Source organism: Neobacillus sp. plas4, from assembly GCF_057221695.1.
In genome coordinates, this window is sequence record NZ_CM170152.1 from 3,405,845 (window position 1) to 3,430,000 (window position 24,156).

21 protein-coding genes, 23 tRNA genes and 2 rRNA genes (1 of these 46 running past the window's edge) are annotated in these 24,156 nt (G+C 40.1%); 5 read left to right on the forward strand and 41 right to left on the reverse strand.

The features are described 5' to 3' along the window. Window positions 1-7: 7 nt before the first annotated feature. The 5 genes from cysC to AC2TFD_RS16915 are packed head-to-tail and all read right to left on the reverse strand — an operon-like array spanning window position 8 to window position 3,856. Entirely contained in the window at window positions 8-607 is a 600-nt protein-coding gene (gene cysC / locus AC2TFD_RS16895; RefSeq protein WP_484673616.1) for an adenylyl-sulfate kinase, read from the reverse strand. Then, window positions 597-1,775: a sulfate adenylyltransferase gene (gene sat, locus AC2TFD_RS16900; protein ID WP_484673617.1), complete on the reverse strand. Its 1,179-nt coding sequence runs from the start codon at window positions 1,773-1,775 to the stop codon at window positions 597-599. Before sat ends, cysC begins: the two co-directional genes overlap by 11 nt. Window positions 1,776-1,832: 57 nt before the next feature. Continuing rightward, on the reverse strand, window positions 1,833-2,543 hold the full coding sequence (locus tag AC2TFD_RS16905) for a phosphoadenylyl-sulfate reductase (RefSeq protein ID WP_420489046.1): 711 nt from the start codon (window positions 2,541-2,543) through the stop codon (window positions 1,833-1,835). Window positions 2,544-2,546: 3 nt separating this feature from the next. Continuing rightward, window positions 2,547-3,104 (reverse strand): histidine phosphatase family protein, encoded by a 558-nt coding sequence (locus AC2TFD_RS16910; protein WP_484673618.1) that lies wholly within the window; start codon window positions 3,102-3,104, stop codon window positions 2,547-2,549. Beyond that, window positions 3,089-3,856, reverse strand: coding sequence for a phosphosulfolactate synthase (locus AC2TFD_RS16915; RefSeq protein ID WP_335512357.1), 768 nt, complete (start codon window positions 3,854-3,856; stop codon window positions 3,089-3,091). The genes AC2TFD_RS16910 and AC2TFD_RS16915 overlap by 16 nt, the downstream gene beginning before the upstream one ends. 166 nt (window positions 3,857-4,022) lie before the next feature. Here AC2TFD_RS16915 and AC2TFD_RS16920 point away from each other — a divergent pair, with 166 nt between their 5' ends. The 4 genes from AC2TFD_RS16920 (at window position 4,023) to AC2TFD_RS16935 (ending at window position 6,863) form a co-directional block, all read left to right on the forward strand. After that, window positions 4,023-5,273 (forward strand): MFS transporter, encoded by a 1,251-nt coding sequence (locus AC2TFD_RS16920; RefSeq protein WP_335569309.1) that lies wholly within the window; start codon window positions 4,023-4,025, stop codon window positions 5,271-5,273. A gap of 29 nt (window positions 5,274-5,302) precedes the next feature. Beyond that, entirely contained in the window at window positions 5,303-5,590 is a 288-nt protein-coding gene (locus AC2TFD_RS16925) for a hypothetical protein (RefSeq protein ID WP_335512359.1), read from the forward strand. Window positions 5,591-5,711: 121 nt separating this feature from the next. Continuing rightward, entirely contained in the window at window positions 5,712-6,476 is a 765-nt protein-coding gene (locus AC2TFD_RS16930) for a sulfite exporter TauE/SafE family protein (protein ID WP_335512360.1), read from the forward strand. A gap of 111 nt (window positions 6,477-6,587) precedes the next feature. Further along, window positions 6,588-6,863, forward strand: coding sequence for a YqhV family protein (locus AC2TFD_RS16935; RefSeq protein ID WP_335569308.1), 276 nt, complete (start codon window positions 6,588-6,590; stop codon window positions 6,861-6,863). A 364-nt stretch (window positions 6,864-7,227) separates the two neighbouring features. Here AC2TFD_RS16935 and AC2TFD_RS16940 read toward each other — a convergent pair whose 3' ends face one another. The 9 genes from AC2TFD_RS16940 to AC2TFD_RS16980 all read right to left on the reverse strand — a co-directional run bounded on the left by AC2TFD_RS16940 (window position 7,228) and on the right by AC2TFD_RS16980 (window position 16,115). Continuing rightward, window positions 7,228-8,694 carry a spore germination protein gene (locus tag AC2TFD_RS16940; protein WP_484673619.1) on the reverse strand — a complete coding sequence of 489 codons (1,467 nt, stop codon included), beginning with the start codon at window positions 8,692-8,694 and terminating at the stop codon, window positions 7,228-7,230. Window positions 8,695-8,800: 106 nt separating this feature from the next. Next, complete coding sequence (locus AC2TFD_RS16945; RefSeq protein ID WP_484673620.1) at window positions 8,801-9,484, reverse strand: BsuPI-related putative proteinase inhibitor; 684 nt, start codon at window positions 9,482-9,484, stop codon at window positions 8,801-8,803. 107 nt (window positions 9,485-9,591) lie between these two features. Beyond that, window positions 9,592-10,299: an ABC transporter ATP-binding protein gene (locus AC2TFD_RS16950; protein ID WP_335517307.1), complete on the reverse strand. Its 708-nt coding sequence runs from the start codon at window positions 10,297-10,299 to the stop codon at window positions 9,592-9,594. Continuing rightward, window positions 10,292-11,074, reverse strand: coding sequence for an ABC transporter ATP-binding protein (locus AC2TFD_RS16955; RefSeq protein WP_420489105.1), 783 nt, complete (start codon window positions 11,072-11,074; stop codon window positions 10,292-10,294). The genes AC2TFD_RS16950 and AC2TFD_RS16955 overlap by 8 nt, the downstream gene beginning before the upstream one ends. 1 nt (window position 11,075) lies before the next feature. Then, entirely contained in the window at window positions 11,076-12,014 is a 939-nt protein-coding gene (locus AC2TFD_RS16960; RefSeq protein ID WP_335517304.1) for a branched-chain amino acid ABC transporter permease, read from the reverse strand. A gap of 13 nt (window positions 12,015-12,027) precedes the next feature. Next, window positions 12,028-12,906 (reverse strand): branched-chain amino acid ABC transporter permease, encoded by an 879-nt coding sequence (locus AC2TFD_RS16965; RefSeq protein WP_335517301.1) that lies wholly within the window; start codon window positions 12,904-12,906, stop codon window positions 12,028-12,030. Between the two features lie 83 nt (window positions 12,907-12,989). Next, window positions 12,990-14,168 carry an ABC transporter substrate-binding protein gene (locus AC2TFD_RS16970; RefSeq protein WP_335517299.1) on the reverse strand — a complete coding sequence of 393 codons (1,179 nt, stop codon included), beginning with the start codon at window positions 14,166-14,168 and terminating at the stop codon, window positions 12,990-12,992. A gap of 395 nt (window positions 14,169-14,563) precedes the next feature. Further along, entirely contained in the window at window positions 14,564-14,716 is a 153-nt protein-coding gene (locus AC2TFD_RS16975; RefSeq protein ID WP_335514934.1) for a YpzG family protein, read from the reverse strand. A gap of 178 nt (window positions 14,717-14,894) precedes the next feature. Then, window positions 14,895-16,115, reverse strand: coding sequence for a DUF438 domain-containing protein (locus tag AC2TFD_RS16980; protein WP_484673621.1), 1,221 nt, complete (start codon window positions 16,113-16,115; stop codon window positions 14,895-14,897). 298 nt (window positions 16,116-16,413) lie between these two features. Here AC2TFD_RS16980 and AC2TFD_RS16985 point away from each other — a divergent pair, with 298 nt between their 5' ends. Beyond that, window positions 16,414-17,391 (forward strand): ring-cleaving dioxygenase, encoded by a 978-nt coding sequence (locus AC2TFD_RS16985; protein WP_335514940.1) that lies wholly within the window; start codon window positions 16,414-16,416, stop codon window positions 17,389-17,391. A gap of 226 nt (window positions 17,392-17,617) precedes the next feature. Here the strand turns inward: AC2TFD_RS16985 and map are convergent, their stop codons facing one another. The 27 genes from map to AC2TFD_RS17120 form a co-directional block, all read right to left on the reverse strand. Next, window positions 17,618-18,361 (reverse strand): type I methionyl aminopeptidase, encoded by a 744-nt coding sequence (gene map, locus AC2TFD_RS16990; protein ID WP_335514943.1) that lies wholly within the window; start codon window positions 18,359-18,361, stop codon window positions 17,618-17,620. 123 nt (window positions 18,362-18,484) lie between these two features. Further along, window positions 18,485-19,318: a pentapeptide repeat-containing protein gene (locus tag AC2TFD_RS16995; protein WP_484673622.1), complete on the reverse strand. Its 834-nt coding sequence runs from the start codon at window positions 19,316-19,318 to the stop codon at window positions 18,485-18,487. Window positions 19,319-19,609: 291 nt separating this feature from the next. Beyond that, window positions 19,610-19,683: transfer RNA gene (locus AC2TFD_RS17000), tRNA-Arg, on the reverse strand. 6 nt (window positions 19,684-19,689) lie between these two features. Next, window positions 19,690-19,780 (reverse strand) — tRNA-Ser (locus tag AC2TFD_RS17005). 14 nt (window positions 19,781-19,794) lie between these two features. Continuing rightward, window positions 19,795-19,869 (reverse strand) — tRNA-Asn (locus AC2TFD_RS17010). Between the two features lie 42 nt (window positions 19,870-19,911). Next, window positions 19,912-19,985 (reverse strand) — tRNA-Ile (locus tag AC2TFD_RS17015). A gap of 3 nt (window positions 19,986-19,988) precedes the next feature. Further along, window positions 19,989-20,062 (reverse strand) — tRNA-Gly (locus AC2TFD_RS17020). An 11-nt stretch (window positions 20,063-20,073) separates the two neighbouring features. Beyond that, window positions 20,074-20,147: transfer RNA gene (locus AC2TFD_RS17025), tRNA-Cys, on the reverse strand. A 12-nt stretch (window positions 20,148-20,159) separates the two neighbouring features. Continuing rightward, window positions 20,160-20,234: transfer RNA gene (locus tag AC2TFD_RS17030), tRNA-Gln, on the reverse strand. Between the two features lie 151 nt (window positions 20,235-20,385). Further along, a tRNA-Tyr gene (locus AC2TFD_RS17035) sits at window positions 20,386-20,470 on the reverse strand. A gap of 35 nt (window positions 20,471-20,505) precedes the next feature. After that, window positions 20,506-20,578: transfer RNA gene (locus tag AC2TFD_RS17040), tRNA-Phe, on the reverse strand. A gap of 41 nt (window positions 20,579-20,619) precedes the next feature. Continuing rightward, a tRNA-Asp gene (locus AC2TFD_RS17045) sits at window positions 20,620-20,696 on the reverse strand. A 42-nt stretch (window positions 20,697-20,738) separates the two neighbouring features. After that, window positions 20,739-20,812, reverse strand: a tRNA-Met gene (locus AC2TFD_RS17050). Between the two features lie 112 nt (window positions 20,813-20,924). After that, window positions 20,925-21,017, reverse strand: a tRNA-Ser gene (locus AC2TFD_RS17055). 7 nt (window positions 21,018-21,024) lie between these two features. Next, a tRNA-Ile gene (locus AC2TFD_RS17060) sits at window positions 21,025-21,098 on the reverse strand. Between the two features lie 44 nt (window positions 21,099-21,142). Continuing rightward, a tRNA-Met gene (locus tag AC2TFD_RS17065) sits at window positions 21,143-21,216 on the reverse strand. Between the two features lie 18 nt (window positions 21,217-21,234). Continuing rightward, a tRNA-Ala gene (locus AC2TFD_RS17070) sits at window positions 21,235-21,307 on the reverse strand. A gap of 20 nt (window positions 21,308-21,327) precedes the next feature. Continuing rightward, window positions 21,328-21,404 (reverse strand) — tRNA-Pro (locus tag AC2TFD_RS17075). Between the two features lie 8 nt (window positions 21,405-21,412). Then, window positions 21,413-21,489, reverse strand: a tRNA-Arg gene (locus AC2TFD_RS17080). A 7-nt stretch (window positions 21,490-21,496) separates the two neighbouring features. After that, window positions 21,497-21,571 (reverse strand) — tRNA-Gly (locus tag AC2TFD_RS17085). Window positions 21,572-21,582: 11 nt separating this feature from the next. Continuing rightward, window positions 21,583-21,667, reverse strand: a tRNA-Leu gene (locus AC2TFD_RS17090). Window positions 21,668-21,726: 59 nt separating this feature from the next. After that, window positions 21,727-21,802: transfer RNA gene (locus AC2TFD_RS17095), tRNA-Lys, on the reverse strand. 38 nt (window positions 21,803-21,840) lie between these two features. Then, window positions 21,841-21,916: transfer RNA gene (locus AC2TFD_RS17100), tRNA-Thr, on the reverse strand. Between the two features lie 38 nt (window positions 21,917-21,954). Then, window positions 21,955-22,030 (reverse strand) — tRNA-Val (locus AC2TFD_RS17105). 94 nt (window positions 22,031-22,124) lie between these two features. Further along, window positions 22,125-22,199 (reverse strand) — tRNA-Glu (locus tag AC2TFD_RS17110). 44 nt (window positions 22,200-22,243) lie between these two features. Then, a 5S ribosomal RNA gene (gene rrf / locus AC2TFD_RS17115) occupies window positions 22,244-22,359 on the reverse strand. 78 nt (window positions 22,360-22,437) lie between these two features. Then, window positions 22,438-24,156 (reverse strand): 23S ribosomal RNA (locus AC2TFD_RS17120) (it continues 1,236 nt past the right edge of the window).

The following is a 24,156-nucleotide window of genomic DNA, read 5'->3' on the forward strand; positions in this document are numbered from 1 at the left end:
AGATCCATTAAAGAATCTTCTTATCTTGGAGATAGGCTATAATTTTCTCAACTGATTCCTCAATTGGCATTTTGTCTGATTCGATAACAATTTCAGGGTGGCTCGGCATTTCATATGGAGAGGATATTCCTGTAAACTCTGGAATTTCTCCCTTCCTCGCCTTTTTATATAACCCTTTTGGATCCCTATCTTCACAAACTTGGATTGGACATTTCACATAAACCTCAATAAACTCATCCGATTCAAACATGTTCCGTACCAGTTCTCTATCCTCTCGAAAGGGAGAAATAAAGGCAGATAAAACGATTTGACCACTGTCGACAAATAACTTTGCCACTTCCCCAATTCTTCGAATATTTTCTTTCCGGTCTTCCGGTCCAAACCTCAGATCCCGGTTTAATCCATGGCGGATGTTATCACCATCTAATATATAACTCCTTAAAGCATTTCGAAACAATGCATAATCCACCGCGTTCGCTAATGTTGACTTTCCCGATCCGGATAGTCCTGTAAACCAAAGAACACAGCTCTTGTGGCCACTCAAAAGATTGCGGTCCTTTTTCGTAACACTTGAATGATGCCAAGTAATATGATTACTATTTTTCATTTCCGACACCCTTTGGTTTTTCTTCGAAGGTATAAACTTCTTTCATACCTTGAATAAGAATTTCCACTACCTCCGGCCGGCTGAATTCTTTGGGCGGCATTTCTCCGTTTTTTAGCATACCTCTTACCTTTGTACCAGATAAAATTACGTGATGCCTTGAATCGTGCGGACATGTTTTTTTAGACGCCATATTCTCACACTTATTGCAATAAAAACTATGTTCAAAGAATAGTGGTTTAATTCCTAGTTCCTCTTCTTCAAAGTTGCTAAATATTTTTTGGGCATCATACGTTCCATAATAATTTCCTACGCCTGCATGATCTCTTCCTACGATAAAATGAGTACAACCGAAATTTTTTCGAACAATCGCATGAAAGATAGCCTCTCGAGGACCCGCGTATCGCATAGCGGCTGGGAACACCGATAAGAAAACTCGATCCTTTGGATAATAATTTTCAAGTAACGCTTGATAGCTTTTCATTCTTATTTCACTAGGGATATCATCTGGTTTAGTCTCACCCACGAGCGGATTCAAAAATAACCCATCAACAGTCTCTAGTGCTGTTTTTTGAATGTATTCATGTGCTCGATGAACGGGATTTCGCGTTTGAAATCCTACCACCGTTTTCCAACCTAAATGATTAAAAGTGTCTCTCGTTTGAATCGGGTCCAAATAATAACGTTCAAACATACTCTTTTTACTTCTGGTTACCAACGTAATCGGCCCAGCAATATAGAGTTCACTTCTGTTAAAAAGTTTTTTTATACCTGGGTGATTTATGTCTGTGGTTTTATAAACCATTTCTGCTTCTGTTATCTTATCTGGAATATAAATTTCCTCCAAATCCATTACACCATAAACGGTATCATCTTGAATTAAGTTGATGGTTTCCCCGACCTTTAATTCCATGGCTTTGTTCTTATCGATTGCTAACGTAATCGGAATCGACCACGGAAGACCGCTTGAAAGGCGCATATTTTGAACCACCGATTCATAGTCCGCTTTTCCCATAAAACCTTCTAGCGGGCTGTACGCGCCATTTGCAATTAATTCTAAATCACTTAATTCTAGATTATCGAGCAGGACAAAATTCCGTGATACATCTATGTGTTCATCATGATTTATACGATTGATCAACTTACCACCATGTGGTACACTGCTACTCAAATCCTTCCCCTCCTTTTGCCTCCTGAATCAGCATGTATATTTTTCAATAAAATATTCTTATGATTCATGAAGTCCGCATTCTGTTTTTGATTGTCCGGCCCATCGTCCAGCACGAGAATCACCATTGTTGGAAACCTGCTTGGTACAAGGAGCACAGCCTATGCTTGGATAGCCTTTATCATGTAATGGGTTATAGGGCAGCTTGTTTAACTGAATGTAGGTCATAATATCTTCTGAGGTCCAATGGATAAGAGGGCAAATTTTGATTTTATGGAATTTATCATCTTTATTCAGGTACTGGGTGTTCCTCCTTGTGAGCGATTGCTCCCTCCTTAAACCGGAAATCCATGCCTTTACTTCCCCTAAAGCTTCCTTAAGAGGAACTACTTTTCTCATATGGCAGCAAAGATTCGGATTATGCTTCCAAAGCTCCTCTCCATACCACTTTGCTTGGTCTTTCAAGGAATATTGAGGTTTAACCATTTCTATTTGTAGAGATGGATATCGTATTTTCACTTTTTCAATTAGCTCATAGGTCTCTGAAAAATGCAGTTCCGTATCGAGGAAGATAATTTTTGCATTGTTCTTTACCTTTGAAATTAAATCAATCAAAACAATCCCTTCTGCACCAAAGCTGCATGCATATACAATATCCTCACCGTACTCACGATAACCCCATTTTATGACATCCATAAAGTCTGGCTTGCTATCCATAAAAGAGGCGATCTTATCCTCATTCCAATTTTCATACGTTAACATTTCAGACAATCCTCAGCACTCCCTTTCTCTTTTAACCCGAGGATTCATTATCAAGGTATGGCATGAATTGTTTAAGACCTCTACCTTGTTCATGTTGTTTATATCTCCGTATTTCGCATACGAAAGCATTGCTCGAATCCATGAACCATGACCGAACACCAATAGGTTTGAAAACTCACTATATTTATTTAAAAATTGTACAATTCTGTCTTCTAAATTCTGCAAACTTTCCCCTAGTACTAATTCTTTTGGGTTTTCAATCCAGATGTTTCCATGCTTTTCAATCAGCACATTTTTTGGAATCCCTTCAAAAGGTCCAAAATCCAATTCATCTACTAACCCATCTGCTTCACACGAATAACCATAGAGTGCAGCGGTTTGGTGCGTTCGTTGTAGTGTACTTGCAATGACAAGGTCAAAGGGGGCTAATTCATCGAGTATTTTCTGATTCATCTCAATTCCCTTTGCCTGGTCATCTGAAACTTGTGATAGACCGATATCCCTTCTCCCTTGAAGCCAGGTTTTTTTATTCCATTCTGTTGGAAGGTGTCTGATCATAGTAATTTGCATTCATCTTCCTCCAAATAAAAGGTTTCACTCCTTAGACCACATCGTTGTGTCTCTAACACTAAAACGTCTTGAAGCTTTACATTTCCTAAATTCACATTCGTTCCAATTTCTTTAATAAAATACATTTGCTGCTTAGATGTTGGGGCTTCAAAAATAATTTTCTTGGTATCTATATCTTTAACCAGTTCCTGGATTAAATTTGATTTTATCGTCCCGCTTCTTTCATAAATTCCTGAAGTACCTGAATCTCTGCCTTCCGTAATGACGTAGTCACAACCAGCATTTAATAATAAACAGATTTCTTCCTTCCAATCTAATATGGACATTTCAATCGTTGAATCTTTTGATCCAACCTCTGCAATGACATGGAAATTCTTCTTGATTTTTGAAATCAATTGGAGGCGTTTTTGTAGAGGAATATCCAGCGTTCCATTTGATATTTCTATCCATTCAATTCCTAAATTACGTAAAAATGATAAATATTCAGGGATTTTATTTTGATAAAAACATTTCTCAAACAAGGTTCCACCACAATAAGGTTTAATTTGATATTGCTTATATAGTTCAATTTTTTTCTCAATGTTTCGTGTAATATAGGCAGACCCAATTCCAATTTTTGCGATATCAATGATATAGCCATAATCAGATAAAATATTTTTCAACTCACCTATCGGAGTTCCGAAATCAATCACCGAAGTCAAGCCATATGTTCTATTTCCTGACGTCCTTTCTGGCAGTGTTAAAAAATCCATAGAAGAAGCGCCTCCTCTTTTTTTCTAGGATAGATTATTCAATAATTAGGTGAATGTGTAGAATTTAGTGCCTATATGGTAGAAATTGGGCATTTGTCTTGCATAAACTCTGACCCCAAATGTAAACAATAAAAAGGCTTATTCTTAAGGTTAGGGGTGAACATCCTTGTCGAAGCAAAAAAATAATGGTTTGACGATTCTTGCAATCGGTTCGATTCCACTCATCCTTGTTTTAGGGAACTCGATGCTTATTCCCGTACTACCGAAGATGAAATCTGAACTTGATATTTCACAATTCCAAGTTAGTTTAGTCATATCAGCATTTTCGATTGCTGCAGCTATTTCTATACCTGTGTTAGGCTATTTATCCGACCGGTTTTCCCGCAAGGCGATTATCATCCCTTCTCTCATTCTGTATGGGAGTGGAGGTCTCTTGGCAGGTGCTGCTGCAGCCTGGTTTGACAATGCGTATACCTGGATCCTTGCTGGGAGAATCATGCAAGGAATGGGTGCTGCAGGTACAGCCCCAATCGCCATGGCATTAACAGGGGATTTATTTAAAGGCGGGAAACAAAGTAAAGTTTTGGGGTTAGTTGAGGCTTCTAATGGATTTGGAAAGGTAATCAGCCCTATCATTGGCTCTCTTCTTGCCTTACTCTTTTGGTATGCGGCATTTTTCGCCTTTCCTATTTTCTGTGCTATTTCTTGTTTGTTAACCATCTTTTTCATTAAAGAGAAAAAAACCAAAAAGGAACCGCCTCCGGTTGGCAAATATGTTAAAGGTCTGGTGTCTGTATTCAAAACGGAAGGACGCTGGTTATTCGCCGCCTATTTAACTGGCGCAACCTGTTTATTTACCCTCTTTGGTATTTTATTTTATATCTCAGATATATTAGAAAAAGATTATCAAATTGATGGTGTTTTAAAAGGGAGTATATTAGCCATACCTCTTTTAATCATGACGATAACATCCTATATAACCGGCGCTAAAATTGGAAAGAAGATGAAGTTGATGAAAACCCTGATTATCTTAGGGTTATTACTAATGACAACATCCTTTGCGTCATTGATTTTCTTTAAGAAATTAGTTCCCTTCTTTGCAGTACTTGGTGTTAGCAGTATTGGTACGGGACTTGTTCTTCCATGTATTAATAGTTTTATTACTGGGTCTGTTCCAACCGATCGAAGGGGATTCGTTACCTCACTGTATGGATCCGTAAGATTTCTCGGGGTTGCAATTGGTCCCCCTGTGTTTGGTTCCTTAATGGCATGGTCACGTTCTGGGATGTTTTTAATAACAGCGGGTCTAACATTGTTAGCGGCTTTACTATGCATGATTCTCATTCACGTAGCCAAACCGAAACCATCAGAGGAAAACGAAAGTGACTCACTTTTTGAAAAATTGCAATTCACCTAAGAAAAGTTGCGATAAAGGAGTAGATAGAAGTGCAAATATATTTTTCGCCTGAGGTTATTACACCGGAATATCAGGTACTTAATGTGGTTAACTCCAAAAACAAGGGAGTAGGAAATGTAGCTTTTCTTTTTAACGATAAGAAATTATATGTTTATGGCATATTAGAGGATGAGGAAGTAGGGTCAGACTTCAAAGATTTAGTCACACCTTACATAAAGGGATTAGCCAAAGCAAAGCCGGATCTTGATATTCTCTCCTGTTTGTATGTCGGGTGTAAGAAAATTAAGCTAAAAGAAGAAGAAGAAGAGGAAGAATAGACATTAGAGGGTACCTACGGGTGTCCTCTTTTTAATTTGGGTCTAGGCAGTAGTAGCAAGGCATTTAACTACTTCATAATTTATTGTTAAGCAGTTAGACAAATATGGAGTGTGTGGCCTAATGAGTATCGGTATCATTCTAATGGGGCTATTTATTGGTTTTATGGTTGGTTTAACAGGTGTTGGCGGGGCTGCGCTTTTGACACCGATCTTGATATTATTAGGGTTTAGTCCATCTATCGCAGTAGGAACAGATCTGATTTATAATTCAATCACCAAGCTTTTTGGCTCCTTTCAACATTGGAGGCAAAAGACCATAAACCTTACTTTGGTCAAATATCTTGCAATCGGAAGTATCCCAAGTGCTATATGTGCTGTTGGGATTCTCCACCTATTTGATTCTTTTTTTCATAACCAAGAGGAGGTCATCAAACATGCTTTGGGGTATGTTTTAATCTTGGTAGCATTGACTACCCTTATTAAAACGTTCGCCAAAAATAAAATAGAAGAGAACTCTCTTCAGAAAAAGCCACTTCATGAAAAAAAGGCTTTAACCATTTTGATAGGAGTTGTATTAGGCTTTATTGTTGGGTTAACTTCTATTGGTTCTGGTTCATTGTTTGCGTTAGCTATGCTTTATCTGTACAGAATGACCCCTTCAGAGCTTGTCGGTACCGATATAGCACATGCGTTTTTATTAGTAACCGCGGCAGGATTCATGCATGCAGGAATAGGCAATGTGGATTATTTTCTGGTTTTAAACCTTCTTATGGGTTCAATTCCAGGAGTATTAATTGGCAGTACGCTATCTTCAAAATTCCCAGCGAAACCATTAAGAACCATTATGGCCATCATGATTTTAATTAGCGGAGTCAAACTTATTTAAGAGAACATGGGTTCAACCATGTTCTTTTTTTGATAAGAATAAAAAACCTGTCCTTCTCCTGGAAATTCAAACATATACTTATGAAAGAAATGGTAAGATCAGGAGGTCATTATGTTTATTATTATTGAAAAAGTTGTACTTGGAATGGCTTTTTTACGCTTAATTTCTGGCAGCATTGAAATATTTGCAGCCATCCTTATGATCAAATTTAATACGGTTGAAAAAGCCCTTATGGTGAACTCTTCACTAGCTCTTATCGGTCCAATTATATTAGTGTTGACTACCTCAATTGGATTAATAGGGCTCGTTGAAAAAATATCGATCATGAAATTCGTCTGGATTGCTCTTGGTGTGAGTTTTATATTTATCGGTGTGAAATCATCTTAAGGTTCCTTCCAGGGTAAATAAGAGGTTCCGTTTTCGGGTGCTTTCTTATTAAAAAGACACAAGAATTGACGTATGAATTTGCATACGTCAAGTTTCTGGGAAAGAGCCCGCTATGAATAATAGACGGAGAAATTCCGCTTAATTCATAGTTATTTTAAAAAAAAGCACAAATAGACGGAGAAATTCCGCTAATTTATAAAAAAAACATAAAAGTGGGAGATTTTGCATGGCATAACCGGAAATTCTCCGCTTATATTCCACGAAACGAGCTCATTTTTCAAATAACCGGAAATTCTCCGCTTATTTTACTATTGCCGGTTAAGAGAATAAAAACAAGATATTTTAGATGAAGAGGCTTTATGATCTACTGCCTGCTTCTATCTTGTACATTTAATACCTGTGCTCTAGTGTTTTTAAGCGGGATTGGGGTTCTAGCCAGCATAATCCGAAAGTCCCTTGGATGAAACGGAATAAACGGGTATAAATAAGGCGTATTCATGCTTTTCGTTCTCGCAAGCAAGATAATCCATAACGTAATCCCTATGGCAAGACCAGGAACCTTAAGGAGGGCAACCATAATCAAAAAGAATACACGGAATATTCGATTGGCAAGACTCAATTCATAACTAGGTGTTGCGAACGTACCAATTGCCGCAACAGCTACATAAAGGACCACTTCATGGGTGAATATCCCTACCTGTACAGCTACTTCTCCAATAATAATCGCCGAAACGATACCAAGAGCTGTTGCGAGAGCATTTGGGGTATGTATGGCTGCCATCCGCAAAATCTCAATACCTACTTCAGCGATAAGAAACTGCCAGATTAACCCAATCTCACCATGTTCCTTCAGCCCAATAAACTTCCAGCGGTCGGAAAGCAATTGTTCATTTGTTGCATATGTATACCAAAAAGGTAACAGGAATAGGGAAGCCAACACCGCTATGAAACGAGCCCATCTTAAAAAGACTCCAACAATTGGTTTTTGGCGATATTCTTCTGCGTGCTGCAAATGATGCCAATAGGTAGATGGACATATCATCACACTAGGTGAACCATCGACAACGATAAGCACATGGCCTTCCATTAAATGAACAGCACTCGTATCAGCTCTTTCAGTATATCGAACAAGTGGATAGGGATTATAATTTCTGCCAAAAACAAATTCCTCAATGGTTTTTTCCCCCATTGAAATACCATCAACCGATATTTTCTCAAGCTCATTTCTTAACATTTTCACATGGTCCATATCGACAAGGCTATCAATATACACTAAAGCAATATCTGTTTTTGAGCGTTGCCCTACCTGTATGTATTCATTGATGAGAGAACGGTCCCGTACTCGTCTTCGAATTAATGCTAGATTAAATACAATGGTTTCTACAAAACCATCGCGCGGTCCTCGTACCACACGTTCAATATCAGGTTCTTGAGGAGAACGAATCGGATATTCACGTGCATCAATGAGAATCACTTGCTGACAGCCTTCAACCACGATGGCAGTCTGACCTGCAAGGACTTGTGCAATCGCTTCTTCTAAATCGTCTGACGTATTAACCTCGACATGTGGAATGAACGTTTTAAAAAGCTTATCGATGGGATTGTTTTCAAAATCCTCTGGTTTGCGCTTCTCAATTTCCTTCATAATTAACAATAGGATATTTGCGGTTGCGAAACCATCAATTTGGAACATCCCAAACTTCAGTCCACCATACACTAGAGGTCGATGGATGACATCAAAGCTTTTACCAATCCGTAATTCTTTTATTAAATAATCAATATTATCTTCAAACTTTTCTTTAACTGGAATTTGTGTTCCCTTTTTTCCCAAACCTGCCAACTCCTAAAATTTTCATAATGATATTTTGCGGCAAGTTTAAGTGTTATATACAAAGATAAATAAAAAAGGAAGGTTCCCCCCTCCTTTAACAAAAGATCTATTGTATAGAAAACTTCTCGATTGTCTTTTGACTATCCTTTTCTGAATAAACAAAAGTGACCTCGCTGCCTTCTTTTAATGATGGCAATTGATTGATGGCCTCTTCTTTTAGTTGAAATGCTGTCTTTTCTCCTTTTATATCTACTTCAATAGAATGAGGGTCTATTTGGCCAACATATACGCCAGAAATTTTTGTAAACAATGATTTTTCAACAATTAAATCTATAACGACCCTTGCCTGCTCTTCCTTAGCGGTTAAAAATACTTCCAATTTGAAGCGGCCATTATATAGGTCTGAGATGGTAAAACTGTTTTGAATCTCTTGATTATTTTCTATGATAACATCTTTGATTGCCTGCGTAGACATAACTTCCTCAGAATATTGTTTTACCTTTTTTCCCTTTTCATCATAGACAATGAAATCAGCCTGAAGCCCGCTAGGAAACGTTAGTTTTACCTGTTTCCCTGAAATATTCTTAACTTTGTAGTTGACGATGATTGAGTTGTTTTCCTCGATTGTTTCTATGGATGAAAAGAAATTTGCTGCAATTTCGTTTTGTTTTGGGTATTCTATTTGGTTCTGACTTTCCCCGCCATTAGAATTGTCATTGGAATTACTTCCAGTACCACAAGCGGTTAAAAGCCCGACTACTAAAACTATCATCAATTTTTTGATTGGCATCATAAAAAACTCCTTTTAATTCAACTATCTTAATAGTCGTTTAAAAGGAGTTTCGTGTTACACGAATTTTTGCTTTTGAAATAAGAACTTAAGCAATCGATGTACTACTATAATCCACCAAGGTAGGCCTTTTTAATTTCTTCACTTGCTTGTAATTCAGCAGCTGTACCTGAGATTTCAATCCGGCCTGTTTCAATTACATAAGCTCGATTCGCTATCGATAATGCCATATTCGCATTTTGTTCAACGAGCAAAATCGTTGTTCCATCCTGGTTTATTTGCTCTATAATTTGAAAAATGGTTTTGACCATGAGCGGAGCCAAACCCATAGAAGGTTCATCTAGCAAAAGCAGCTTCGGTTTCGCCATAATCGCTCTGCCCATCGCCAGCATTTGTTGCTCTCCACCTGATAATGTCCCCGATAACTGCTTCCTGCGTTCATGCAGTCTCGGAAAAAGCTCGTATACACGTTGGATGTCCTGTCTAATTTCTTTCTTATCGGATCGGATGTAGGCACCCAATTCGAGGTTTTCTTCTACACTCATATTTGCAAATACTCGTCGGCCTTCAGGAACATGAGAGATACCCGCTTTAACAATCGATTGTGGAGCCTTACCTGAAATGGAGCTGCCTAAGTACTCGATGGTTCCTGTCTTCGGTTTTAATAGCCCAGACAATGTTTTAAGAAGTGTACTTTTTCCTGCTCCATTTGCCCCAATCAGTGTAACAATTTCACCTTCATTTATTTCTAAAGAAACACCCTTAAGAGCGTGGATGTTTCCATAATAAACATTAATTCCATTCACGTTAAGCATGATCGCTGGATACCTCCTCTCCTAGGTATGCTTCAATTACTTTTGGATTATTTCGGATATCATTAGGAGTACCGTCGGCAATCAGTTGTCCATGGTCTAATACGTATATTCGTTCGCAAATACCCATTACTAGGTTCATATCATGTTCAATTAAGAGAATGGTTAAATCAAACTGTTTACGGATAAAGGCGATTAGTTCCATTAGTTCATGCGTTTCCTGCGGATTCATTCCGGCAGCCGGCTCATCGAGCAGCAATAATTTTGGACCCGCAGCTAACGCTCTGGCAATTTCTAGTCTTCTTTGCTGACCATATGGTAAATTCTTTGCTTTTTCATCCTTAAAACGGTCCAACTGAAAAATCTTTAAGAACTCTAGTGATTTTTCCTCCATCACCTTTTCCTCAGAAAAATGCACAGGCAGACGGAAAATAGAACTTAGAATGGAATGTTTAGCTAAAGAATGATAGGCGACTTTAACATTATCTAAAACAGATAATTCGCTGAAAAGGCGGATATTCTGAAACGTACGGCTAATGCCCTTCCTTGTTACTTGGTACGGAGCAAGCCCGTTAATCCTTTTCCCTTCAAACAAAATTTCACCTTCAGTTGGTACATAAACACCGGTTAGCAGATTAAAACTCGTCGTTTTTCCTGCACCGTTCGGACCGATTAATCCAACCAATTCACCTTGGTTCAGCTCCATATTAAAGCCTGAAACAGCCTTTAAGCCTCCGAACTGGATCCCAGCCTCTTTAACCTGAAGTAAAGCTCCCACACTAATTTCCCCCTTTCGCCATTTTCTTCTTACCAAAGAAATCAGTTATTTCACGCGTACCCATTAGACCCTGAGGACGGTATAACATCACAACAACCAATACAAGACTGTAAATAATCATCCGAGTTTCAGGGTATTGCTGTAAGTAAGTTGAAACAATCGTTAATAGGATCGCAGAAATTACGGAGCCTGACAAACTTCCAAGGCCGCCTAGAACAACAAAAATCAAAATATCAAATGATTTTAAGAAACCGAAATTGGATGGCTGGATGATATAAAAATTATGAGAAAATAACCCACCGGCGATTCCAGCAAAGAAGGAACCGATCGCGAAAGCCGCCACTTTATAAAACGTAGTATTAATTCCCATCGCATCCGCTGCGATTTCATTTTCTCGAATGGCAATACATGCTCTGCCATGCCGCGAGTTCGTAAAATTCGCTATTACTAAAACGGTGATAACGAGACATATAAATGCGCTAGTCCAAGTGGTCATATTTGAAACCATCATACCAGACGCCCCGCCAACATACTCAATGTTTAAGAATACAATTCGAATGATTTCACCAAATCCTAGAGTTGCAATAGCTAGATAATCCCCTCTCAGCCTTAAAGAAGGAATACCAACGAGCAAACCTGCTAGAGCGGCTACAATTCCACCGATAATAATCGCTAAAACGAAAGGTAATTCAAACTTCATGGTAATAATGGCTGAAACATATGCTCCAACAGCAAGAAAACCTGCATGTCCAATTGAAAATTGACCGGTTATTCCGATAACCAAATGAAGGCTTACAGCCAAAATAATGTTAATAATCATGAGAATCAGCATATTATTATAAAAAGCATTTAAAATTCCTGTTTGGATTAAGCCCTGGCCAACTACATACACTACTGCTGCTAATATGAGAAATAGCCAGAATTTATTCATTTTTTTCATCTGTCTATCTCACCTACACTTTCTCTCTCGTATTTTTCCCAAAAATGCCTGAAGGTCTAAATATGAGAATAAGGATTAAAATGATAAACGCTGCGGCATCCCTCCATAAAGAGAAGCCCATTGCACTGACGATTGACTCCACCACACCTAGAATAAGTCCACCGACCATGGCTCCAGGAATAATACCAATTCCACCTAATACAGCGGCAACAAAGGCCTTTAATCCTGGGATAATTCCCATCAATGGCTCAATCTTCGTATAATATACCCCAAAAATTACACCTGCTGCCCCAGCTAACGCTGAACCAATGGCAAAGGTATAAGAAATCGTTCTGTCAACATTAATACCCATTAAACGGGCGGCATCCATATCATGTGAAACAGCACGCATAGCTTTCCCAATTTTTGTTTTATGAACAATAAATTGAAGAATAATCATTAGCCCAACCGATACTGATAGGATAAACAGAGACTGGCTGCTAATTTGTGCACCAAATAAGTTAAAGCTTGTGCTCGGCAAAACATTGTCTGGATACGCTTCCGGCTGTGCACCTCGAGCATAGATAACACCGTATTCAATTAATAACGACATCCCAATTGCTGTTATTAAGGCAGCAATTCTCGTTGCATTTCGTAGACGTTTATAGGCAATTCTTTCAATTAAAACTCCAAATACGGCACAAAAAGTCATTGATAATAACAATGCTGGAAAGAATCCTAGACCCCATCCCTTAATCGCATAAAACCCGACGAACGCACCTACCATAAAAACGTCACCATGAGCGAAGTTAATTAATTTTATAATTCCATATACCATGGTGTAGCCTAATGCGATTAAGGCATAGATGCTACCGAGTGAAATTCCATTTATTAATTGTTGTAGCCACTCCATTGTAATCACTCCTAATTCCAGTTTCACTCATATAAAAAGTAGTAGAATGGAGGGTCATCCCTCCATTCTACTTGTCAGTACTCTTAAGGATTTACTTTTGTGTTAAACACTTGTTTTCCATCTACATATTCTAAGATAGTAGCTGTTTTAATTGGATGATGATTTTCATCAATTGATAATACTCCAGTAACAAGGCTTAAATCTTTAGTTTTTGCTAATTCTTCTTGAATTTTGCTTGAATCGATACTGCCTGCACGCTCAATGGCATCCGCTAAAAAGTAAACTGTATCATAGCCAAGTGCATTGAAAGCGTTTGGTGCTTGGTCTTTGTTCTTTTCTTTAAACGCTGAAACAAAATTTTGTACCTTTTCATCTGGATCTTCAGAAGAGTAATGGTTGATCAGATACGTATTATTTAAAGCCTCTGCACCAGCTAAATCAACCAACTTTGGAGAATCCCAGCCATCTGCTCCCACTAAGGGAACATCAATACCTAATTCACGTGCTTGCTTTACAATTAATCCTACCTCTTCATAATAACCAGGAATGAAGATGAACGATGGATTTTTTGCTTTGATTCTTGTTAATGTAGCTCGGAAGTCTGTGTCTTTTGCTACATATGCTTCTTCGGCAACGATTTTAGCGCCTGCAGCATCAAATGTTTCCTTGAAAGCATCCGATAAACCTTTTGCATAGTCACTTGAGTTGTCTGCTAAAATGGCAGCGTCTTTTACTTTTAAAGTATCCAAAGCAAAGTTAGCTGCAACAGTTCCTTGGAACGGATCAATGAATGAAGTACGGAAGACGAATGGTCTTACTTTCCCCTTATCATCTACTGTAACACTTGGGCTTGTACCACCTGGAGCAAGTAGAACTGTTTTTGTATCATTGGCAATCTGTGCCTGAGCTACTGTATTTCCGCTTGTTGCAGCACCAATAACAGCAGTAACTTTATCTTGGCTTGTTAACTTAATGATACCGTTTGTAGCCTCAGCTGCTTCAGATTTATTATCTACTTTGATTACATCAAATTTCTTACCATCAATGCCGCCATTTTTATTAATCTCATCTACAGCCATTTCTATACCTTTTGCCATAGATTCACCATAAGAAGCAACATTACCTGAGAGTTCCATGTTTACTCCCAATTTAATCGTATCTGAATTGCCGCCTGAACTATCCTTTGCGCCTCCAGCACATCCAGCCAACACACCTGCAAAGATGGTTGAAGCCATAAACACACTTGCTAATTTCTTTTTCATGGAATTTTCCCCCTTGATTGAATTTTCTGATACTATTTTTCATAGTTTAGTATCTTCTTTGACCCATGAATTTTGTTTACTAGGTAAATTAACTGATTACATTTGTTATTGTAGTACTTTTTTCGTTATTAGTCTAGTATATTATTTTAATATTTCAGAACTTTATTTTTATTGTAAATATTGAAGCGCTTTCTTTGTTGTTACAGCAATTATTAAACGAAATTAGAAAAACGCTATATTAACTATTTTTGCGGTATATTAAAGGTAAAATTTACTATTATTGTTAAATATTCAATACCATTTAATTGGTACGATTGAATGGCTTTCCATAATAGTATAGATAAAAAAGGAAAGAAGACATTTTTCGTCTTCTTCCTTTAATTCAGAAATATCCTTTACCACCTATGTGCCTTTGCGTTTGATCTCAATATAATGTTATGTTGAGATCTTTGTGTTTGCCCATTTACCTGAGTGGTAACACGCTTAGGACGTGTCCAATTATGGTGAAACTTTTGAGACTGTGGATCCAAATTATCTTGATAACTCACAATGAATCACCTCAATAGTTAGGATTTGGATACTCTGAAAAGCGATATTACTGGAATATCTGTCATAGTATTTGATTTGATAGCTAGAAAAATACCCCTTAAATACAAAACTGCAGATGAACATTACTAAAAAAACGCATGGATCTCCCCATGCGTTCATAGTATGATGGTTCTTTTACTAAGACATTATCCTCTTTTCTCCTTCTATTGCTTGAATCGGATCAATATTTTGCGTAAATTCAAGTGTTCCAATGTATTTTCCATTCTCATCCCTAACGGCAAAATAACGAATATACACATATTTATCACGGAACTTAATCCAAAAGTCTTCCGTATCTTTTCTCCCTGCTTTAAAGTTAGCTAACAGTTCTTCTACAACATGGACACTTCTTGGTGGATGACAATTTTGTACCGTACGTCCAATAACTGCTTTTGTTCGAGCAAAGATTCTTTCTTTTCCGTGTGAAAAATAGCGAACAACATCGTCCTGATCAATAAACGTGAGATCGACAGGTAATTGATTTAACAGGAGTTCAAGCTGCTTTAATGATAATATCCCGGTTTCCATTTTTATATAACCTTCAGAAATCGCCTTTTCGTCTAAAGCGTGCCTTTCTGGTTTCCATACTCCAGCAGGGGCTATTAGACAATACCCAATTTCATCACTTTCACGGGCAATTTTTACCCATTCATCTTCAGTAAAATTGTTTAATGCCATTGGAAAAAGAATATTTTCCTCCCGATAGATCATGGTTGTTACTTCTTGAATAACAAAATTTAATGCTTCCATTACTGCCTGTTTGTCTCCATTATAAGAAGTTAACTTCTGCCTAGCATCTTTAATACCATCGCGAATAAAATCATTAATACGCCACATGTTCGTAGTGGGTCCAAAAATGCCATACGTTTCTAAATAAGGGAAAATCAAATTTTCTTTCCTGCTATAGTGCTTATCGATATCAAGAAGCAAATTGATATCTTCTATGAGCTTAAGCACATTTTCAGGACTATCTGCCTGAACAAATTTCCCTAAATCCCCTTGGATAGTGATATTAGCAAGCTTATCAAGCTCTCTATTTTCTAAAATGAAAGTATGGATAGGATGTCCAGGAATTTCCTCAGGCTTATTGGTTTTTTCAATTTCTTCAATAGAATCTTTAAAAATTTCTGTGTGCTTAGCATGTAGTTGGTGCATTTCCTCAACAGAAAGACCTCCATAATCATGCTGAAGCTGTGAAATTTCATCAATGGTGATTTTTCCGATAAATGCATCAAAATGTGCTTTGACCTCGGCCACATTCTTTCCAGCATGAAGGTCCTCAAAGATTTGTTTTAATATTGCTTGGCGTTTATTTGGATTGTTTGAACGTAGTTCACGATTATTTATGAATTCACTCATCAGGATTCTCCTATCAAATGGTTTATTTTTAAATTGGTAATGATAATTAATCTCATAGTTAAAATAACACCTTTTCATCAGCCTGTTTGTGATTAACATCATTGATGTGGAAATTAACGTATGAAATGTGAAAAATATAAGAACAAAAGATAGACCAAGAAATTGACAGTATATCGTTCCCATGATATATTTATCTCGAATTAGAGATATTTTAATCCGAGGGATTACAAGTAACTCCAAATGATTTATTAGCGCGATAACGGGAATATAGTGGAATACATTTATTGGAGGTATAAACGTGAACAATTTAAAAGGAATACACCATGTAACAGCCATTACAAGCAGTGCAGAGAAGAATTATGAGTTCTTTACTTTTGTTTTAGGTATGCGGTTGGTTAAGAAGACTGTAAACCAGGATGATATTCAAACCTATCATTTGTTTTTTGCAGACGACACCGGCAGCCCTGGAACTGATATGACATTTTTTGATTTTCCTAGCATTCCAAAAGGTGTGCATGGAACAAATGAGATTTCAAAAACCTCATTTAGAGTTCCTAACGATAGGGCGATAGATTATTGGGTAAATCGTTTTGATCGTTTGGAGATAAAGCATTCGGGGATTAAAGAACAATTTGGTAAAAAAACAATCTCGTTCGTTGATTTTGATGACCAACACTATCAATTAATTTCGGATGAAAATAACGAGGGTGTGGCTGCCGGTGTACCATGGCAAAATGGTCCGATTCCATTAGAATATGCCATAACAGGTTTAGGTCCCATTTTTGTTCGGATTGCTAATTTTGACTATTTTAAAGAAATGATGGAAAAGGTATTACTCTTTAAAGAAATTGCGCAAGAAGGTGACTTTCATTTATTTGAAGTGGGTGAAGGAGGAAATGGTGCCCAAGTTGTGGTTGAATATAATGCAGTTCTTCCACCTGCACGCCAAGGTTTCGGAACAGTCCATCACGCTGCATTCCGTGTGGAGGATCGTTCTGTACTAGACGAATGGGATCAACAAATGCGTCGTTTCGGCTTCCAAACTTCAGGTTTTGTCGATCGCTACTTTTTCGGATCTCTTTATGCTAGAGTTGCCCCTCAGATTTTATTTGAATTTGCAACAGATGGCCCTGGATTTATGGGAGACGAACCATATGAAACGCTTGGTGAAAAGTTATCACTACCACCATTTTTTGAACCAAAACGTGACCAAATTGAAAAATTAGTGCGTCCAATTAACACAGTAAGAAGTACATTGAAATTTACAAAAGAATAAGAAAAGCGCAAGCGCCCTGGTCAGCGGCGTATGGCCTGGAGCGCTCCAACTGAGATAAAGGAAACACGAAGAGCCGGAGGCGATTCGATGTCGACTTATCGTAGGTAGGTAAAAATCCTGAAGGGATTTTTACTCGCGGAGAGCGAAGGACACTAGCCGCTAGGGCGCTGGAGCTGGACAGTAAAAATAGAGCGGATCCCTTGGGAATCCGCTTTTTTGCCTATTATTATAAGGTTGTAATGATCGGTCCGTTTTTTGTAAGGATGATCGTATGTTCGTACTGTGCAACATAACTTTCCTCAGTCACATAGGTCCAGTCATCACCTTCAACTTGAAAAACTTCCTCTTCCTTGGTTGAGATAAAAGGTTCGAATGCAATTACCATTCCTTCCTTTAAAAGTTCGTCATCCCAGGTGTCATGATAATTATAAATATGATCTGGCGCTTCATGTATTCTCCGACCGATTCCATGACCAGTTAAATTCATAATAACTGTTAAACCATGCTGACGTGCCGTTTGAATAACAGCTTTCCCTAGCCCGCTTTTCTTTGAACCAGGTTTTGCCTTTTTTAGACCTGCTTCAAATGCTAATTTTGCAACATCACAGATTTTTGTTAATATCTCTTCCCCTTCACCGACAACAAATGAGATACCTGTATCGGCGAAATAGCCATTTTTAGAACCAGATACATCAATATTTACGATGTCTCCTTCTTTTATAACTCTTTTCCCAGGAATTCCATGCGCTACTTCCTCATTTACACTAATACACGTATATCCAGGAAAGTCATATTCACCCTTTGGTGCTGAGATTGCCCCTGCCTTTTCGAAAAGCTGGCCCGCTAAATCATCTAGTTCCTTTGTAGTTATACCAGGTACTGTTCTTTTTACCAATTCATCTCTTATTTCGGCACAAATTTTGCCGATTTCTTTTAGTGCTTTTATATCTTCTTCTGTTTTTGCAATCATGTATTTTCCCTACTTTATCAAATTAATATCGTTGTAAATTTTCCATTCTTATATTTTAGGCTTACTTAATATAAAAATTCAAGTATATTTCTTTATAGCTATATTCCTAAAAAATTAATCTTCTTAGCTCCAATGGGCTGGCCTCACTAATGAGGCTGGTAATTTAGTGCGTTTATTCCCCTTAGCTGCATTCACTTGGGCCTGGGTAAGAAAAATACTCCCAGTAAGATTTGCTCCACTGATTTCCGTATCCCTAAAATCCGCTCCGATGAAATCACTCCATCTAAGGTCTGCGTTTCTAAGGTCTGCAGCAATTAGTAAGGCGCCTCTAAGATTTGAGCCCCTTAGATCGGCTCCTTTCAACTTTGCCCCTAAATAATCCATTCCGCGACGTGTATCTTTTTGCTTTTTAGTGACTTGAGCACGAACCAACTCACTTGTACGAATCAGCAGCTTGTTTACCTTATCTCTATGTTGATTCACATCGATGCTCAATATGAACTTTGGACTTTTACCGGCCAGTTCTTCAGTCTCAACAAGACTTTCATTTAATTCTTTATAGATTGACTTTGCAGCATCTGTAGTTAGTGCTTCATATAGGTACCATAGCATCTCATGAAGTTGCTGCATAATTGGATATACAACAAACATCTCTTGAGCAACATCCTGGTTTAAACGCCAATCCTTTCCATTATATGTGAGTTGAGATACCTTTTGACCAGCCCCAAAGCATTCATAAGCCGAACAGCCACGAAACCCTCTATTTCGAAGGTCATTATGTATGCCACATAGATAATTGGATTGTAAATTACGGCAAGGAGTCCCGCCGTCTTTATCAAAGGCGAAATCGGCTGATTTTGCATAAGGCAGTGCCACGCAGCACAAACCAAAGCAATTTTCACAGTCAGCACGTAAATTATTCAAAGTATTGTCGTCTATTACTAATGCGCAAGACATAATAAACACACTTCCTTCTATTAAAAAACTTACCTATTAATCCATTTGAAAAATCTCAACTAGATTTTATCTTAACACAGATACCTAAGTTAGAACTGCACGGGCATGATTTCCTCCTATTCGTACTATTATCGGTATAGATAAAGCTGATTCAGGTACGATTAAAATTATTATTAATTTTTACAAAAGCAATAAAACATAATTTTCTTACACTATTTATCGGTCTTTTTGTCCTTAGGGACAAACAAAAAAGAACAACCTTTTTAAGTGTTGTTCTTCATTGCTATTTTACGCACCTTAGAGGATTCGAACCTCTGACCGTACGCTTAGAAGGCGTATGCTCTATCCAGCTGAGCTAAAGGCGCATATTATGGCGGAGAAGGAGGGATTTGAACCCTCGCGCCGGTTACCCGACCTACACCCTTAGCAGGGGCGCCTCTTCAGCCTCTTGAGTACTTCCCCATAGACATAAAAAATGGCTCCGCAGGTAGGACTCGAACCTACGACCGATCGGTTAACAGCCGATTGCTCTACCACTGAGCTACTGCGGAACAATGGATATTCTAATAATTTTGCTTCGCAAAAAATTCTAGTGGGCCTAAATGGACTCGAACCATCGACCTCACGCTTATCAGGCGTGCGCTCTAACCAGCTGAGCTATAGGCCCATATGGAGCGGGTGATGAGAATCGAACTCACAACATCAGCTTGGAAGGCTGAGGTTTTACCACTAAACTACACCCGCATTACTAGAATTGGAGGCAACACCCGGATTTGAACCGGGGATAAAGGTTTTGCAGACCTCTGCCTTACCACTTGGCTATGCTGCCTTTATGCATGGCTGGCTGGGCTAGCTGGATTTGAACCAACGCATGTCGCAGTCAAAGTGCGATGCCTTACCGCTTGGCTATAGCCCAATAATAAAAATGAAATGGGGCGACTGATGGGAATCGAACCCACGAATGTCGGAACCACAATCACCATTATGGTTATTTTCACCTTTGTGAAAAAAAACCTGGTAAATTTGCTTCGCAAAAAACTTTGGTTATTTTGCTATGCAAAAAAAATTGGTGGAGGGGGACGGATTCGAACCGCCGAACCCTGAGGGAGCGGATTTACAGTCCGCCGCGTTTAGCCACTTCGCTACCCCTCCATATAAGAGACCTTACTAATCATAACATTTAAAGGTGGCTCAGGACGGAATCGAACCGCCGACACAAGGATTTTCAGTCCTTTGCTCTACCGACTGAGCTACTGAGCCACACATCTATACCAACGGTAGGTCAACTACCGGAATAAAAATGGCGGTCCGGACGGGACTCGAACCCGCGACCTCCTGCGTGACAGGCAGGCATTCTAACCAACTGAACTACCGGACCAAAGTTTTTTCAAGTGTTTTTCTTGAAAATAACTAACTTTAATTGCGGGGGCAGGATTTGAACCTACGACCTTCGGGTTATGAGCCCGACGAGCTACCAGACTGCTCCACCCCGCGACAGTAAAAATTATTACATTTAACTCATGCCCATAGCTTGTATGGACTATATCAATCTCAGGAAGCCAATTCAAGCAGCAGTTCAATTGATGCAACTCGCACATTATTATGATGGAGGAGGAAGAGGGATTCGAACCCCCGCGCGGTTTAACCCGCCTGTCGGTTTTCAAGACCGATCCCTTCAGCCAGACTTGGGTATTCCTCCAGATAAATGGACCCTGTAGGACTCGAACCTACGACCGGACGGTTATGAGCCGTCTGCTCTAACCAGCTGAGCTAAGGGTCCATAAACACTAACATTAATAACAACATTAGCATTAAATTCATTTATAGCGGCGGAGGGGATCGAACCCCCGACCTTACGGGTATGAACCGTACGCTCTAGCCAGCTGAGCTACACCGCCATTTTCAATAACTATAAATGGAGCCTAGCGGGATCGAACCGCTGACCTCCTGCGTGCAAAGCAGGCGCTCTCCCAGCTGAGCTAAGGCCCCATGTTAATGTAATCTTCGACTGGTCGGGAAGACAGGATTCGAACCTGCGACCCCTTGGTCCCAAACCAAGTGCTCTACCAAGCTGAGCTACTTCCCGTTATTTAATGGCGCGCCCGAAAGGAGTCGAACCCATAACCTTCTGATCCGTAGTCAGACGCTCTATCCAATTGAGCTACGGGCGCATAATATTGGAGCGGAAGACGGGATTTGAACCCGCGACCCCCACCTTGGCAAGGTGGTGTTCTACCACTGAACTACTTTTGCACAAATTTAAATGGTGCGGGTGAAGGGAGTCGAACCCCCACGCCTTGCGGCGCCAGATCCTAAGTCTGGTGCGTCTGCCAATTCCGCCACACCCGCATATTAAAAGTTATTTTGCTGGCGCAAATGGAAGTTTATTTTGCTCTCGCAAAAAAACTTGGTGAGCCATGAAGGACTCGAACCTTCGACCCTCTGATTAAAAGTCAGATGCTCTACCAACTGAGCTAATGGCTCGTACAAGGAAATTTATTTTTTCTACTGAGAAAAAAATCTGGTGCCGGCTAGAGGACTTGAACCCCCAACCTACTGATTACAAGTCAGTTGCTCTACCAATTGAGCTAAACCGGCACTATTGGGAAGTTTTTTTCACTTTCGTGAAAAAACTTTGGTGGAGGATGACGGGATCGAACCGCCGACCCTCTGCTTGTAAGGCAGATGCTCTCCCAGCTGAGCTAATCCTCCATATTATTGAAAAAGTTATTTTTCGCCGTTCCGAAAGGAAAGTTATTTTTGCTATCGTGAAAAAAACTCTTGTTATTTTCTAACGAAAATAACTTGGTGACCCCTACGGGATTCGAACCCGTGTTACCTCCGTGAAAGGGAGGTGTCTTAACCACTTGACCAAGGGGCCATCATGAAAATTCAGGAAAAAATTTAAAAAACCAAATGGGCTTTGCCTGGCAACGTCCTACTCTCACAGGGACAAAGTCCCAACTACCATCGGCGCTGAGAAGCTTAACTTCCGTGTTCGGTATGGGAACGGGTGTGACCTTCTCGCCATTGCTGCCAGACTATTTAATTGAGGTTCATTCCCTCAAAACTAGATAATGTCAGAAGAAGTTAGTAAAAACGAGTTCATCTTTTAAAAATTGGTTAAGTCCTCGAACGATTAGTATCAGTCAGCTCCACACGTCACCGCGCTTCCACCTCTGACCTATCAACCTGATCATCTTTCAGGGTTCTTACTAGCTTGACGCTATGGGAAATCTCATCTTGAGGGGGGCTTCATGCTTAGATGCTTTCAGCACTTATCCCGTCCGCACATAGCTACCCAGCGATGCCTTTGGCAAGACAACTGGTACACCAGCGGTGCGTCCATCCCGGTCCTCTCGTACTAAGGACAGCTCCTCTCAAATTTCCTGCGCCCACGACGGATAGGGACCGAACTGTCTCACGACGTTCTGAACCCAGCTCGCGTACCGCTTTAATGGGCGAACAGCCCAACCCTTGGGACCGACTACAGCCCCAGGATGCGATGAGCCGACATCGAGGTGCCAAACCTCCCCGTCGATGTGGACTCTTGGGGGAGATAAGCCTGTTATCCCCGGGGTAGCTTTTATCCGTTGAGCGATGGCCCTTCCATGCGGAACCACCGGATCACTAAGCCCGACTTTCGTCCCTGCTCGACTTGTAGGTCTCGCAGTCAAGCTCCCTTGTGCCTTTACACTCTGCGAATGATTTCCAACCATTCTGAGGGAACCTTTGGGCGCCTCCGTTACTCTTTAGGAGGCGACCGCCCCAGTCAAACTGCCCACCTGACACTGTCTCCCACCCCGATCAGGGGTGAGGGTTAGAATTTCAATACAGCCAGGGTAGTATCCCACCGACGCCTCCACCGAAGCTGGCGCTCCGGCTTCTCAGGCTCCTACCTATCCTGTACAAGCTGTACCAAAATTCAATATCAGGCTACAGTAAAGCTCCACGGGGTCTTTCCGTCCTGTCGCGGGTAACCTGCATCTTCACAGGTAGTATAATTTCACCGAGTCTCTCGTTGAGACAGTGCCCAGATCGTTACGCCTTTCGTGCGGGTCGGAACTTACCCGACAAGGAATTTCGCTACCTTAGGACCGTTATAGTTACGGCCGCCGTTTACTGGGGCTTCGATTCAGAGCTTCGCTTAGAGCTAACCCCTCCTCTTAACCTTCCAGCACCGGGCAGGCGTCAGCCCCTATACTTCGCCTTGCGGCTTCGCAGAGACCTGTGTTTTTGCTAAACAGTCGCCTGGGCCTATTCACTGCGGCTCTTCGAGGCTATTCACCTCAAAAAGCACCCCTTCTCCCGAAGTTACGGGGTCATTTTGCCGAGTTCCTTAACGAGAGTTCTCTCGCTCACCTTAGGATTCTCTCCTCGCCTACCTGTGTCGGTTTGCGGTACGGGCACCTTTTATCTCGCTAGAGGCTTTTCTTGGCAGTGTGGAATCAGGAACTTCGGTACTATATTTCCCTCGGCATCACAGCTCAGCCTTACGGTGAACGGATTTTCCTATTCACCAGCCTACCTGCTTACACGCACATATCCAACAGTGCGCTTACCCTATCCTCCTGCGTCCCCCCATCACTCAAACGATAAAGAGGTGGTACAGGAATATCAACCTGTTGTCCATCGCCTACGCCTTTCGGCCTCGGCTTAGGTCCCGACTAACCCTGAGAGGACGAGCCTTCCTCAGGAAACCTTAGGCATACGGTGGATGGGATTCTCACCCATCTTTCGCTACTCATACCGGCATTCTCACTTCTAAGCGCTCCACCAGTCCTTACGGTCTAGCTTCAACGCCCTTAGAACGCTCTCCTACCACTGACATCGTAGAT

Bases quoted from the DNA above. Each gene is read 5' to 3' on its own strand.
- AC2TFD_RS16980 (WP_484673621.1), bottom strand. From the start codon at position 16,115: ATGAGTGAATTCATAAATAATCGTGAACTACGTTCAAACAATCCAAAT.
- AC2TFD_RS16935 (WP_335569308.1), top strand. From the start codon at position 6,588: ATGTTTATTATTATTGAAAAAGTTGTACTTGGAATGGCTTTTTTACGC.
- AC2TFD_RS16965 (WP_335517301.1), bottom strand. From the start codon at position 12,906: ATGGAGTGGCTACAACAATTAATAAATGGAATTTCACTCGGTAGCATC.
- cysC (WP_484673616.1), bottom strand. From the start codon at position 607: ATGAAAAATAGTAATCATATTACTTGGCATCATTCAAGTGTTACGAAA.
- AC2TFD_RS16930 (WP_335512360.1), top strand. From the start codon at position 5,712: ATGAGTATCGGTATCATTCTAATGGGGCTATTTATTGGTTTTATGGTT.
- AC2TFD_RS16960 (WP_335517304.1), bottom strand. From the start codon at position 12,014: ATGAAAAAAATGAATAAATTCTGGCTATTTCTCATATTAGCAGCAGTA.
- AC2TFD_RS16950 (WP_335517307.1), bottom strand. From the start codon at position 10,299: ATGCTTAACGTGAATGGAATTAATGTTTATTATGGAAACATCCACGCT.
- AC2TFD_RS16910 (WP_484673618.1), bottom strand. From the start codon at position 3,104: ATGCAAATTACTATGATCAGACACCTTCCAACAGAATGGAATAAAAAA.
- AC2TFD_RS16995 (WP_484673622.1), bottom strand. From the start codon at position 19,318: ATGTCTTGCGCATTAGTAATAGACGACAATACTTTGAATAATTTACGT.
- AC2TFD_RS16945 (WP_484673620.1), bottom strand. From the start codon at position 9,484: ATGCCAATCAAAAAATTGATGATAGTTTTAGTAGTCGGGCTTTTAACC.
- map (WP_335514943.1), bottom strand. From the start codon at position 18,361: ATGATTGCAAAAACAGAAGAAGATATAAAAGCACTAAAAGAAATCGGC.
- AC2TFD_RS16970 (WP_335517299.1), bottom strand. From the start codon at position 14,168: ATGAAAAAGAAATTAGCAAGTGTGTTTATGGCTTCAACCATCTTTGCA.
- AC2TFD_RS16915 (WP_335512357.1), bottom strand. From the start codon at position 3,856: ATGGATTTTTTAACACTGCCAGAAAGGACGTCAGGAAATAGAACATAT.